This is a genomic window from Brenneria salicis ATCC 15712 = DSM 30166, assembly GCF_003315515.1.
Classification (GTDB): domain Bacteria; phylum Pseudomonadota; class Gammaproteobacteria; order Enterobacterales; family Enterobacteriaceae; genus Brenneria; species Brenneria salicis.
This window is the reverse complement of the sequence record NZ_QNRY01000020.1, coordinates 1-13,232: the sequence shown is the minus strand read 5'-3', so window position 1 is coordinate 13,232 and position 13,232 is coordinate 1. Positions and strand designations below refer to the sequence as shown.

9 protein-coding genes are annotated in these 13,232 nt (G+C 49.6%); 5 read left to right on the top strand and 4 right to left on the bottom strand.

All coding sequences use genetic code 11. The features are described 5' to 3' along the window. The first annotated feature begins 88 nt into the window (after nucleotides 1–88). The 3 genes from ldtD to DES54_RS10050 all read left to right on the top strand — a co-directional run bounded on the left by ldtD (nucleotide 89) and on the right by DES54_RS10050 (nucleotide 3,307). The gene (gene ldtD, locus DES54_RS10060) at nucleotides 89–1,828 is read left to right on the top strand and encodes a L,D-transpeptidase (protein ID WP_113867065.1); all 1,740 of its coding nucleotides are present in this window, start codon (nucleotides 89–91) and stop codon (nucleotides 1,826–1,828) included. 181 nt (nucleotides 1,829–2,009) lie between these two features. Then, nucleotides 2,010–2,558 (top strand): peptidoglycan L,D-endopeptidase MepK, encoded by a 549-nt coding sequence (mepK, locus tag DES54_RS10055; protein ID WP_113867000.1) that lies wholly within the window; start codon nucleotides 2,010–2,012, stop codon nucleotides 2,556–2,558. A gap of 101 nt (nucleotides 2,559–2,659) precedes the next feature. Next, nucleotides 2,660–3,307 carry an MBL fold metallo-hydrolase gene (locus DES54_RS10050; RefSeq protein WP_113866998.1) on the top strand — a complete coding sequence of 216 codons (648 nt, stop codon included), beginning with the start codon at nucleotides 2,660–2,662 and terminating at the stop codon, nucleotides 3,305–3,307. A gap of 71 nt (nucleotides 3,308–3,378) precedes the next feature. Here DES54_RS10050 and DES54_RS10045 read toward each other — a convergent pair whose 3' ends face one another. The 4 genes from DES54_RS10045 to pncB all read right to left on the bottom strand — a co-directional run bounded on the left by DES54_RS10045 (nucleotide 3,379) and on the right by pncB (nucleotide 8,971). Continuing rightward, nucleotides 3,379–4,569: an amino acid aminotransferase gene (locus tag DES54_RS10045; protein WP_113866996.1), complete on the bottom strand. Its 1,191-nt coding sequence runs from the start codon at nucleotides 4,567–4,569 to the stop codon at nucleotides 3,379–3,381. A gap of 245 nt (nucleotides 4,570–4,814) precedes the next feature. Beyond that, nucleotides 4,815–5,903 (bottom strand): porin, encoded by a 1,089-nt coding sequence (locus DES54_RS10040; protein ID WP_276309746.1) that lies wholly within the window; start codon nucleotides 5,901–5,903, stop codon nucleotides 4,815–4,817. Between the two features lie 291 nt (nucleotides 5,904–6,194). After that, a complete protein-coding gene (gene asnS, locus DES54_RS10035) occupies nucleotides 6,195–7,595 on the bottom strand; it encodes an asparagine--tRNA ligase (RefSeq protein ID WP_113866994.1) in 1,401 nt (466 codons plus the stop codon). A 170-nt stretch (nucleotides 7,596–7,765) separates the two neighbouring features. Continuing rightward, nucleotides 7,766–8,971, bottom strand: coding sequence for a nicotinate phosphoribosyltransferase (gene pncB / locus DES54_RS10030; RefSeq protein WP_113866992.1), 1,206 nt, complete (start codon nucleotides 8,969–8,971; stop codon nucleotides 7,766–7,768). 274 nt (nucleotides 8,972–9,245) lie between these two features. Between pncB and pepN the strand changes: the two genes are divergently transcribed. Together pepN and pyrD are read left to right on the top strand one after the other, a co-directional pair. Beyond that, a complete protein-coding gene (gene pepN / locus DES54_RS10025; protein WP_113866990.1) occupies nucleotides 9,246–11,861 on the top strand; it encodes an aminopeptidase N in 2,616 nt (871 codons plus the stop codon). A gap of 190 nt (nucleotides 11,862–12,051) precedes the next feature. After that, nucleotides 12,052–13,062 (top strand): quinone-dependent dihydroorotate dehydrogenase, encoded by a 1,011-nt coding sequence (pyrD, locus tag DES54_RS10020; RefSeq protein ID WP_113866988.1) that lies wholly within the window; start codon nucleotides 12,052–12,054, stop codon nucleotides 13,060–13,062. The last annotated feature ends 170 nt before the right edge of the window (nucleotides 13,063–13,232 follow it).

Sequence of the window (13,232 nt, the reverse complement as noted above, 5' to 3'; positions counted from 1 at the left end):
CAATAATTGAATTCGGTTATTTTATTTCCACTATCAAAACCGTTTGTCGTGGAAGGAATGGGTGTTAATGCGTACAGGGGAAAAATGGATGTTGTTATATAAGCGAAAAATGCAGAGGCTACTGTGGAGCGCTGGTTGTATCTGGGTATGTGGCCTGTTTCCTTCTTTTTCGGTGCTGGCAGCATTACCCCAGACGACTGTTTCACAAGGCAGCGGGACGGTTTCGACGGAACCGGACTTAACAGAACAAAGCAGGGCGTCGTTATTGGCGGCATTGCCCAAATCGGTGACGCCTAAATATCTCTCCGAATTATCATCATTATATGCGCTTCACGCTATGCAACCCATGTGGGCCGATAGCCGCGCCGTGCAGCAATTTCAACAACAACTGGCTGAGTTGGCGATCGCCGGGATTCAGCCTCAGTTTACCACCTGGGTCACCTGGCTGACCGATCCGCAAATCACCGGTTTTGCTCGCGACATTGTCTTATCCGATGCCATGCTGGGGTATTTGCAGTTTGTTTCCGAGGTTGAGCGCAATGGCAATAACTGGTTGTACAGCAGTGTGCCTTATCGTCTGCAATCCCCGTCGGCCAGCGTTGTCGATCAATGGCAACAGTCAGTAAGATCGGGGAGCAGCGCGGCATATATTGCTTCGCTGGCGCCTCAGCATTCGCAATATGCAAAGATGCATGATGCGTTGAAAAACATGCTGATGGATAATCTCCCCTGGCCGAAATTAAACTCCACTGAAACCCTGCGTCCTGAACAACAAAGTCAGGAATTAGCGGTATTACGCGAAATATTACAGCGCACCGGCATGCTGACGGCGACACAAAATATTATGCTGTTTGGTGAGCCGTCCCCAGCTTCAGAGCAGGGAGCGGTAATGGCTGACAGCACCGCTATAAACGCTGAGAACCTTTATACCGGCGAATTAGTTGAGGCGGTCAAACGTTTTCAGCAATGGCAAGGGCTGGCGGCTGATGGCGCGATAGGTAAACGAACTCGCGACTGGCTGAATGTCTCACCACAGATGCGGGCAACATTGCTGGCGTTAAATATACAGCGGCTGCGTTTACTGCCGGACAATGTCAGCACCGGCATCATGGTCAATATCCCCAATTATTCGCTGATTTACTATCAGGATGGCGCTGAGCGACTGTCGTCGCGGGTGATTGTGGGGCAACCTAAACGTAAAACGCCTCTGATGCGTAGCTCGCTCTATAATGTGGTGGTCAACCCGCCTTGGAATGTTCCCACCTCGCTGACACGTCAGGATATTATTCCCAAGGCGATTCAGGACCCTGGTTACTTACAGCGTCATGGTTACACGGTGCTGTCCGGCTGGAGTCAGGATTCGGAAGAGATTGATCCGTCAATGATTGAATGGCCGCTGGTTTCGCCAGAGCGTTTCCCTTACCGTCTGCGTCAGGCGCCGGGCGCCAATAACTCGTTGGGTCGCTATAAGTTCAATATGCCGAATTCAGAAGCCATTTATCTGCACGATACACCGAATCATAATCTGTTTCAGCGTGATATCCGGGCGCTGAGTTCAGGTTGTGTGCGTGTTAACAAGGCATCTGAACTGGCAGGCATGCTATTGCAGGATGCCGGCTGGAATAACGCACGTATCTCTTCAACGCTGGATCAAGGCAATACCACCTATGTGCCGATGAAGCACCGTATCCCGGTTAGCTTGTACTATTTAACCGCATGGGTGGCGGAGGATGGCAAACCTCAGTTCAGAACAGATATTTACAATTATGATGCTACGGCGCGTTCGGGTACGCACATCTTGCCAAAAGCGGGATTATTACTGCTGTAAATATTTAAAATAGCGTGACTTAGCGTCGTGGACATCAATTTTACTCAACGGGGATCATTGCGATCCCCTTCAAACCGGTGGATAAAGCGGGTTGACTCACTTTTCATAGCCAGTTAAGGTTCAAAATTGTGTGTTTTGTGTACCCCATCAATACCGTTTATTATCCAGGATAACTCGTTCTATGGAACATATTGACAATCATCGGCGCAAGTGGCTTACGCTGGGTGGCGTGGCGTTAGGGATGACATTGCTTCCCGGTCAGGCGTTCGCCACATTATCGACACCGCGCCCACGTATTTTATTGCTGAATAACCTTAATACCGGCGAACACCTCAAAGCCGAGTTTTTCGATGGCAGAAGCTATATTAAAGAAGAACTGTCCCGTTTGAATCACTTCTTCCGTGATTATCGGGCAAATAAAGTTAAAGCGATTGATCCACTTCTTTTTGATCAGCTATATCGTTTACAAGTAATGCTGGAAACACGTAAACCGGTGCAGTTGATTTCCGGCTATCGAGCCATTTATACCAATAATGAGCTACGGGCGCACCGCAAAGGCGTCGCCAAACAAAGCTATCACACGAAAGGACAAGCTATGGACTTTCACATCGAAGGTGTACAGCTTGCCAATCTGCGTAAAGCGGCATTAAAAATGCGGGCCGGCGGGGTGGGTTACTATCCCCGCAGCAATTTTGTTCATATTGATACCGGCCCGGTGCGCACCTGGTAGTATTTCTGGTTATGGTGGGATGTCACAACATTATCTACCCTGACAGCCGCCGTTGCGTTTGACGTAACGGCGGCTGTCAGGTTGTTTTAAACTGGAGCGGTATGAAATATCAAATAGTCCCTGTTACGGCGTTTAGTCAAAACTGTACGTTGCTGTGGTGTGAAACGACGAACGAAGCCGCCATTGTCGATCCCGGCGGTGAGGCGGATAAAATTAAACGGGCGGTCGCCAACGCGGGTATCACCGTAAAGCAAATCTTGCTGACCCACGGACATTTAGACCACGTGGGTGCGGCGGCTGAACTTGCAGAACATTATCAGGCGCCGATTGTTGGCCCTCACATCGCAGATACCTTCTGGCTGGAAGGGCTGCCGACGCAGAGTCGTATGTTTGGGTTGGATGAATGCGAACCGTTAACGCCTTCGCGTTGGTTACAAGAAGGGGATGAGGTCAACGTAGGTAACGTCGTGCTGGCGGTATTTCACTGTCCCGGTCATACGCCAGGTCATATTGTTTTTTTTGATCAGGTTTCACGGCTGGCTCAGGTTGGCGACGTGATTTTCAATGGCGGCGTAGGGCGTACCGATTTCCCACAGGGTGACCATCAGGCGCTGATTACTTCGATCAAGAATACCTTGTTTCCCTTAGGTGATGATGTCAGGTTCATTCCCGGCCACGGTCCGATCTCGACGTTGGGTCAGGAGCGTAAAACCAATCCATTCGTGCGTGATGAACCGGCGATTTGGTAGTTTATAGAGCATAAAGACGTAAAAAAGCCGACTTGTTTGTCGGCTTTTTCGTTAATGATGGCGGGTTTTGGTTACAGCACCGCGACGATGGCCTCACACAGCGGCGCCATGTTTTCAGGTGTCATGCCGGCCACATTGATGCGGCCTGAGTTAACGGCATAGACGCCAAATTCATCACGCAGACGCAGTACCTGTTCTTTATTCAATCCACTGAATGAGAACATGCCATTTTGGTTAATGATGAAAGAGAAATCCTGTTTGGCGCCTTTTTCCTGAAGCGTGTTCACAAACAACTGACGCATACGTTGAATACGTTCGCGCATGGTGGTCAGTTCCTGTTCCCAAATGGCGCGCAGCGCATCGTTGCCCAGAATGGTGGCGACCACCGTGGCGCCGTGTGACGGCGGGTTGGAGTAGTTGGCGCGAATCGCGGCTTTCACCTGGCTGGAGACTTTATCGGCGGTTTCTGCATCGGCGGCAACCACAGTACAGGCGCCTACGCGCTCGTTATACAGCCCGAAATTCTTGGAATACGAGCTACAAACAATCAATTCATGGTGTTTGGCGGCAAAGATACGCAAACCTTCCGCATCTTCCTCCAGACCACGGGCAAAACCCTGATAGGCGAAATCGAACAGCGGCAACCAACCTTTCTGTACGGAAAGTTCTGCCAGCGTGTTCCATTGTTCAGCCGTTGGATCGATCCCTGTCGGGTTATGGCAGCAACCGTGAAAAAGCACCACATCGCCAGCTTGCGCGGCATTAAGGCTGCTCAGCAGGCCATCAAAGTCCAGCGAGTGGTTGGCTGCATCGTAGTAATTATATTCGCAGATTTCCAGCCCAACCGCGGAGAACACGTTTTTATGATTTGGCCAGGTTGGGTTGCTGATCCAGATGCGTTTTGCAGATGTTTGGTTAGCGATGAAATCGGCCGCGACACGCAGCGCGCCAGTACCGCCTGGCGTTTGCGCTGTCCGCGCGCGTTTATCGGCAATAATGCTGTTTTGTTTCCCAAACAGCAGTTCCTGAGTGCAACGGCCAAAGGCGGGAAGGCCGTCGATACCCAAATAATTTTTTGTCGTCTCGTTTTCCAACAGAAACTGCTCGGCTTTTTTAACGCTGGTCAATACTGGTGTTTTACCCGTTTCATCTTTGTAAACACCAATCCCCAGGTTGATTTTATTCGAACGATCATCAGCGCGGAAAAGGTCAGTCAGTCCAAGAATAGGATCGGCGGGTGCGGCGGAGATATTTTCAAACATTGGTTGGGTATTCCATGACAGAGTGTAAGAAAGTAATCTCAGATTACCGCCAGTATCAGGCTTTGCCAACCGCCGGGCTAAAAAAGAAAGGGAAATAATCAGGGAAATGCAATAGACAAAATAAAAGACTGATTAACAGAAAATAGCGGGGCTTTAAAAGCAAAAAGTAAAAACAAAAAGACAGAGCCGAAGCTCTGCCTTTTCCGCACGATAAACGGTTAAACCGTTACGTGAGGCATGTCAACTTAGAACTGATAAATAACACCGATATTAATAACATCGTCGTCGCTTATACCGTAAGCGTTATCACTGTCGATAAGATTGATATCATATTCAGCATAAGTAGAGATATTCTTGTTAAATGCATAAGTTGCACCAACGCTGGCATATTTAACTGCATAGTCATTGCGACCAGAGTTCGTAGCTGTAGGGCTGTCAACTTTGTCTTTTCTGGAAACGTAAGCCAAAGTCGGTGTCAGACCGAAATCGAAGTTATATTGTGCAACAGCTTCAAATACTTTACTTTTGTCAGCGATACCATTGCCGCCATTGATCCGATAGAAGTTAGTACCTTCACCGTAAGTTGCAGCCAAATAGATGTTGTTAGCATCATATTTTACACCTGCAGCCCATACATCAGCTTTTTTACCACCAATAGCACCTACAGTCGCACCTTGTTGCACAGAAGTACGAACATAGGAACCGTAGGAAGCAACAACACCTATACCAATATCAGATTCGTAAGACAGAGAGCTTGCCCATGCATCACCGTGGATGCGATCAATGCGGGTAGAAGAGTCTTCGTCTTTAGCAATATATTGCAAACCAAAATCTAAACCGTCAACTAAGCCGAAAAAGTCGGAGTTGCGGAAAGTAGCAGCGTTACCTATACGACCAGTCAATGTGTCAGTTACGGCGCTATCGCCACCATTTTCTGGTAAAACGTCGGTGATAGCCAGAGAGTCATAGGCAACGCTGTAGTTACGACCGTAATCAAAGGAGCCGTAATCACCAAATTTAAAACCAGCGAAAGCGTAACGAGTTTTATCGTCACGGGTAACGGAATTATCTTCTGCTGTATTACCGTCAAACTGATATTCAAAACGACCATAACCAGTCAGTTGATCGGTAATCTGAGTTTCACCTTTGAAGCCCAAACGTGCATAGGTGTTATCTGAATTGTCACCATCGCCATCAACGAATGTATAACCAGCATGTACACGACCATACACATCCAGCTTGTTGCCGTCCTTATTATAAACTTCTGCTGCATTCGCTGCACCAGCGGCTAACAGAGCCGGAACTACCACTGCAAGAATATTGCGCTTCATCATTATTACCCTCATTGGTGTTGTTTAGAACCTGCCACTGCCATCAATAATCCCTAACGGAACTATCCTCAACATTTAGTGTCTTCCTGTGTCAGAACGCAGTTTTCCATTCACCCGTCTGTTAATCTACCCCGAAAATGATACTAACTTCGTAATCCAGTAACCAATGGAAAATATGTATTACAAAATGTAAATAAAAAGGAACTTTGTGATCCATAACTAAAATTAAAAAAAAAGAGTCGGGCCCCGACTCTTCTTTCCTACATATTTGTTTTACTTATATTAAATTTTTATTTAGAAACTGGCGTTTCTCGGCGTGCGCGGGAATGGGATGACATCGCGTACATTTTGTACCCCGGTAACGTAAGCGATCAGACGTTCAAAACCCAATCCAAACCCGGAATGAGGAATAGTGCCGTAACGTCGCAGATCACGATACCACCAGTAGTCTTCTTTATTCAGCCCCATTTCTTGCAGACGGATATCCAACTGTTCCAGCCGCTCTTCACGTTGAGAGCCGCCGATAATTTCACCGATGCCCGGCGCCAGCACATCCATTGCGGCAACGGTTTTCCCGTCGCTGTTCATCCGCATATAGAAGGCTTTGATGTCTTTCGGGTAGTTTTTTACCACCACTGGGGCTTTGAAATGTTTCTCCGCCAGATAACGCTCGTGTTCGGAAGAGAGGTCAACACCCCAGTAAACCGGGTTTTCAAACGACTGGCCGCAGTTCAGCAAGATGTCTACCGCGTCGGTATAGTCCACCTGAGCAAAGTCAGAGGTGATAAAGCTTTCCAGACGGCTGATCGCCTCTTTATCCACCCGCTCAGCGAAGAACGCCATATCATCCGCACGTTCATCAAGAACGGCCTTAAAGACATATTTAAGCAGGCTTTCCGCCAGACCAGCGATATCGTCCAGCGACGCAAAAGCGACTTCCGGTTCGATCATCCAGAACTCGGCCAGATGACGGCTGGTGTTGGAGTTTTCCGCCCGGAACGTTGGGCCAAAGGTATACACTTTGGAGAGCGCGCAAGCGTATGCTTCGCCGTTCAACTGACCGGATACGGTAAGAAACGCTTCTTTGCCGAAAAAGTCTTCGCTGAAATCGATTCTGCCTTGCTCGGTGCGCGGCAGGTTTTCCAGATCAAGGGTGGACACGCGGAACATTTCTCCTGCGCCTTCCGTATCAGAGGCGGTGATCAGCGGCGTTGAAACCCAGAAATAGCCATTTTCATGGAAAAAACGGTGGATGGCCTGAGCCAGCGTATGACGAACACGGGCGACTGCGCCGATCAGATTGGTGCGCGGACGCAAGTGCGCCACTTCGCGCAGATATTCAATGCTATGGCGTTTGGCCGCCATCGGGTAGGTATCGGGATCATCGATCCAGCCAACCACCTTGACGGCGCTCGCCTGCAGCTCAAAGCTTTGGCCTTCGCCGGGGGAGGCCACCACTTTTCCTGTTACTTCCACGGAACAACCGGTGGTCAGGCGCAGAACGTCATTATGGTAATTGGAGAGATTATTATTAACGACAGCCTGTAATGGATTAAAGCAGGAGCCGTCATAAACGGCAACAAAGGAGATACCGGCCTTAGAATCTCTCCGGGTACGTACCCAGCCGCGCACGGTGACTTCACTGTCAACGGCGACACGGCCTTGCAGTACGTCGACTACAGGCACTACGCTCATAAAATGCTCTCTTCAATTAAATATTATTTAAAAACAGTGGATGACCCTGAAAAGGGTAATTCGCTATGTTACTTGCCGTCGGGCAGGACACAAGCAGAAATCACCGGAATGCAATAAGTTTTATGCATTCCGGTTGATCTGGGCTAAAAGTTAGACGGGGTCGCAAGAGATCAACTGGCTTTTCTGATGCGTGGCAGGTCGAATGCTTTGCGCAATTCGCACACAAAAGCCTGATCCTGACAAATCGTTTTGCCGGGGCTATCGGAAAGTTTGGCCACCGGCTTACCGTTGCACTCCACCAGTTTAATCACGATATTCAACGGCGTAACCCCCGGAATATCGCACGTCAAGCGTGTGCCGATACCAAATACCAGATTGATGCGCGGCCAGAAATGACGATATAGCTTGAGCGCTTTATCGAGATTGAGATTATCGGAAAACACCAACGTTTTGCTCATCGGATCGATATCTAAACGCTGGTAATGGCCAATCGCTTTTTCTCCCCAATCCATCGGATCGCCGGAGTCATGCCGCAGCCCTTGATAGGATTCGGCAAAGTGGAGGTCGAAATCGCGCAGGAAGGCATCCATGGTGATGCAGTCGGTCAGCGCAATGCCCAATTGATTGGGATATTCGTCGAGCCACATCTGCAAGGCGACGCGCTGGCTGTTAGCGAGCACCGGGCTGATTTGCTGATGCGCCTGAAACCATTCATGGGCCTGCGTACCGACGGGCGCCAGCGCTAAACGTCGCGCCAAATCATAGTTGCTGGTGCCGATTAAATACGGAAACTCGGCCTGTAGCTGACTAACGATCGCCTGTTGCACATCGCGTGAAAAACGACGGCGCGTACCAAAATCCATCAGTTTGAACTGGCTGAGGTCGGCATCAGCGCTGATTCGGCGAAAATGAGCCAGCGTCTTATCAAGCTGCGCAACGGCCTGTTCAGGTCCGAATTGCGGAGTACGACTCCGGTGAATAACTTCACTGATCACCGCCAGCAACGGAACTTCCCACAGGATAACTTCGCGCCAGGGTCCGGCGATGCGAATATCCAGTTTGCCGCGGTTATTCCTGATGCTGACCTGCTGAGGATTGAAACGAAACATTCTCAACCAGTTCAGATAATCCTGCCTGAAGAAAGGCAGAGAAGAAAGGTAGGTGAACTCTTCGTCGTTCAGCGACAAACAGCGCATCAGCGCAACCTGCTCGGCTATCTCTTCAGCATAGATCCCCAACAGTTCATCACCGCGACAGCGGAATTCAGCCGCAACGTCGACATGATAATAATGGTGATACACCGCTTGCTGCATATGCAGCTTGTAAGCATCGGTATCCAGTAATGACGTTAGGATCGCAGAAGTGTGTAAAGTCATAATGCGTTACAGCATCCTCGTTAGACGCATATCCATTTTCAGGACAATTGTTTTTAGGACAATCGGCAAGGTTCGAGCAGTATACCTTGATTCTTATTTTTTTACCTTATCACAACATTGTGTTGGGCCAGCGGCGCGGTTTCGACCTGCTCTGACGAGGATTATCATCATATTATCTTGGTAACATCAGCGTAACAGGAATAGACTCTGTAGCTAAAGCGATTTGTTTCTAAAACGATTTGTTTCTAAAACCATGAGGAGATGGAAACGTTCTATGAATCAACAGCTGCAAGTTAAATATCGGCACGACTACCAGGCGCCGGATTATACCATTACGGATATCACTCTGGATTTTGATCTGCATGCGGAGAAAACCCGCGTAAAAGCCGTCAGTCAGGTGGTATTGCAAGGCGAAGCGGGCGCGCCGCTCAAGCTGGACGGCGAAGGCCTGACGCTGGTGAGCCTGAATGTTGATGGCGTGGCATGGCAGCACTATGAACAACGGGATGATGGACTGATACTGACACAGTTGCCCGCCAGATTTACGCTCGGTATTGAAACTGATATCAACCCGACGGCCAACAGCGCGCTGGAAGGGTTATATCAGTCAGGCGACGCGTTGTGCACCCAGTGTGAAGCGGAGGGTTTCCGGCACATCACCTATTATCTCGATCGGCCCGATGTGTTAGCCAAATTCACCACGCGGATCACCGCCGATAAAGCCCGTTATCCGTATTTGCTGTCCAATGGCAACCGCATTGCCCAGGGAGAACTGGAGGGCGGTCGTCATTGGATTGAATGGCAGGACCCGTTCCCTAAACCCTGTTACCTGTTTGCGCTGGTCGCCGGTGATTTTGATGTGTTGCAGGATCGCTTCACCACCCGCTCCGGGCGCGAGGTGGCGTTGGAGCTTTATGTGGATCGCGGCAATCTCGATCGCGCTGACTGGGCGATGACCTCGCTGAAGAACGCCATGAAATGGGATGAAACCCGCTTTGGCCTCGAATATGATCTGGATATCTATATGATCGTGGCCGTGGATTTCTTCAATATGGGCGCAATGGAAAACAAGGGGTTGAACGTGTTCAACTCCAGATATGTGCTGGCGAAAGCGCAAACCGCCACAGATAAAGATTATTTGAATATTGAAGCGGTGATCGGTCATGAGTATTTCCATAACTGGACCGGCAACCGCGTCACCTGCCGTGACTGGTTCCAGCTTAGTCTGAAAGAGGGGCTGACGGTGTTCCGCGATCAGGAGTTCAGTTCTGATTTGGGTTCACGCCCGGTTAACCGCATCAATAATGTTCGCGTCATGCGCGGCGCGCAGTTTGCCGAGGATGCCGGCCCGATCTCGCATCCGATTCGTCCCGATCAGGTGATAGAAATGAACAACTTCTATACCCTGACGGTGTATGAGAAGGGCGCGGAAGTGATCCGTATGATGCATACCTTGTTAGGCGAAGAAAAATTCCAGGCCGGGATGCGTCTCTACTTCGAGCGTCATGATGGCAGCGCCGCCACCTGCGATGATTTTGTTCAGGCGATGGAAGATGCGTCAGGCGTGGATCTGTCACAGTTCCGCCGCTGGTACAGCCAGTCAGGTACGCCGGTGCTGACCATTCGTGATGATTACGATCCGCAAACACAGCAATATTTGTTGAGCGTCAGCCAGATGACGCCGGTAGGCGCGGATAAACAGAGCAAGTTGCCGCTGCATATCCCGCTGGATATTGAACTGTACGATCCGCAAGGGCAGGTTCTTACGCTACAGAAAGCAGGGCAAAAGCTATCGTCGGTATTAAATGTGACGGAATCCGAGCAGACTTTTATTTTCGATCAGGTTCCTTGCCAGCCGGTGCCTTCTTTATTACGCGAGTTTACCGCGCCGGTAAAACTGAATTACGCCTGGAGCGATGCGCAACTGACTTTCCTGATGCGTCACGCCAGCAACGCATTTTCCCGTTGGGACGCGGCACAAAGTCTGCTGGCCAATTACATCCGGCTGAATGTTTCCCGCTATCAGCAACAGCAGGCGCTTTCCTTACCGATGCATGTGGTGGATGCGTTTCGCGCCGTGTTGTTGGATGAGAAACTGGATCCGATGCTGGCCTCACAGATCCTGACATTGCCCAGTGAAAATGAGATCGCCGAACTGTTTGAGATGATCGATCCCGTGGCGATAGCCGCCGTGCGCGATGGTATGGTGCGGGCGATGGCAAAAGAGATGGCAGATGAATGGCTGGCGGTTTATCACGTCAACCGGATGTCTGAATATCGGATTGAACATGCGGATATGGGTAAACGCGCATTGCGTAATGTGTGCCTGCATTATCTGGCATTTGGCGACGCGGTTCAGGCCGATAAACGGGTAACGGCGCAGTTTGCCCAGGCAGACAACATGACCGATTCGTTGGCGGCATTATCCGCGGCGGTGAGCGCTCAATTGCCTTGTCGCGAGGAACTGATGTCGCGGTTTGATGAGCGCTGGCATCAGGATGGTCTGGTGATGGACAAATGGTTCACGTTGCAGGCCACCAGCCCGGCGGCGGATGTATTGAGCCGGGTGCGGGCGTTGCTGCAACACCGCTCGTTCAGCCTGAATAATCCTAACCGTCTGCGTTCGCTGGTGGGATCGTTTACCGCCGCCAATCCTGCGGCTTTCCACGCGGAGGATGGCAGTGGTTACCGTTTCCTGACCGAGATCCTGACCGATATGAACACGCGCAACCCGCAGGTTGCGGCGCGATTGATAGAGCCGTTGATCCGCCTGAAACGCTATGATGCCAAACGGCAGGCGTTGATGCGCGAGTCGCTGGAACAGCTTAAAAGGCTGGAAAACCTGTCAGGCGATCTGTTCGAGAAGATCAGTAAAGCGCTGCAAGACTAAAGCCAACCCTTATCGGTTCTCTTTTTCTTTTATGTAATCAGGTGCCTGCCAACGCAGGCATTTATTTCGATCATCTATTTCGATCCTCGCGCCCGGACAAACGTTTTACTTTACGCCGCGATAGAATTACCATCACGCCCGAACCGTATTCCGACTTTGTTTATTTGCGATTGGGATCCCAGGAGACGATATGTTCTATCCCGTTATCAGGAAAGCGTTATTTCAGCTTGATCCAGAGCGAGCGCATGATCTAACCTTCCAGCAATTACGCCGTATCACCCATACGCCCTTTGAATTTCTCGTCCGTCAGTCTGTTCCCACCAAACCGGTCACTTGCATGGGGCTGTCATTTAAAAACCCGCTGGGTCTGGCCGCCGGTCTTGATAAAGACGGGGAATGTATTGATGCGTTGGGCGCGATGGGATTCGGATTTATTGAGGTGGGAACCGTGACGCCTCGTCCGCAAGCCGGTAATGATAAACCGAGGTTGTTCCGAATTGTTGAAGCGGAAGGGTTAATTAACCGAATGGGTTTCAATAATAAAGGCGTCGATTATCTGGTTGAGAATGTCAAGAAGACCGGTTTCGGCGGTGTAATAGGGATCAATATCGGTAAAAATAAAGATACGCCGGTTGAGAAGGGCAAAGAAGATTATTTGATCTGCATGGATAAAATTTATCCTTATGCAGGTTATATCGCGATCAATATTTCCTCACCCAATACCCCAGGATTGCGTAGCTTGCAATATGGCGAGGCGCTGGACGATCTTTTGCAATCAATAAAAAATAAGCAATCCGAATTACATACTAAGTATCAGAAATATGTTCCAGTAGCGGTAAAGATCGCGCCGGATCTTTCTGAAGAAGAATTGATCCAGGTTGCCGATAGTCTGGTGCGGCATAACATTGATGGCGTTATTGCCACCAATACCACCCTCGATAGAAAATTGATTCAGGCATTAAATCATTGTGGGCAAACCGGCGGATTAAGCGGTCGCCCTTTACAGTTGCACAGCACGGAAATTATCCGTCGATTATCACAGGAATTATCTGGCCGCTTACCCATTATTGGCGTCGGTGGTATTGATTCCCTGATGGCGGCCCGCGAGAAATTGGATGCTGGCGCGACGTTGATTCAGATCTATTCCGGCTTTATTTTCCGTGGACCGGGTCTGATAAAAGATATCGTTACACATATTTAAACTTTTCCTGCCTTTGATTTATCTCCGGGGGTTTATTTATTCCCCCGGCTAAATAACTGCGCCTAATAGTAGATCACTGAAGGGAACTCAATCCGGTTTGAGCGATCTGATCAATCGCCAAATCAAAACAAATCACCAACCGGACTGAGTTATGCCGATCATAGCATTCA

Excerpts from the sequence above, each read along its gene's own strand:
- ldtD (WP_113867065.1), top strand. The coding sequence starts at position 89 with ATGTTGTTATATAAGCGAAAAATGCAGAGGCTACTGTGGAGCGCTGGT.
- mepK (WP_113867000.1), top strand. The coding sequence starts at position 2,010 with ATGGAACATATTGACAATCATCGGCGCAAGTGGCTTACGCTGGGTGGC.
- DES54_RS10050 (WP_113866998.1), top strand. The coding sequence starts at position 2,660 with ATGAAATATCAAATAGTCCCTGTTACGGCGTTTAGTCAAAACTGTACG.
- DES54_RS10045 (WP_113866996.1), bottom strand. The coding sequence starts at position 4,569 with ATGTTTGAAAATATCTCCGCCGCACCCGCCGATCCTATTCTTGGACTG.
- DES54_RS10040 (WP_276309746.1), bottom strand. The coding sequence starts at position 5,903 with ATGATGAAGCGCAATATTCTTGCAGTGGTAGTTCCGGCTCTGTTAGCC.
- asnS (WP_113866994.1), bottom strand. The coding sequence starts at position 7,595 with ATGAGCGTAGTGCCTGTAGTCGACGTACTGCAAGGCCGTGTCGCCGTT.
- pncB (WP_113866992.1), bottom strand. The coding sequence starts at position 8,971 with ATGACTTTACACACTTCTGCGATCCTAACGTCATTACTGGATACCGAT.
- pepN (WP_113866990.1), top strand. The coding sequence starts at position 9,246 with ATGAATCAACAGCTGCAAGTTAAATATCGGCACGACTACCAGGCGCCG.
- pyrD (WP_113866988.1), top strand. The coding sequence starts at position 12,052 with ATGTTCTATCCCGTTATCAGGAAAGCGTTATTTCAGCTTGATCCAGAG.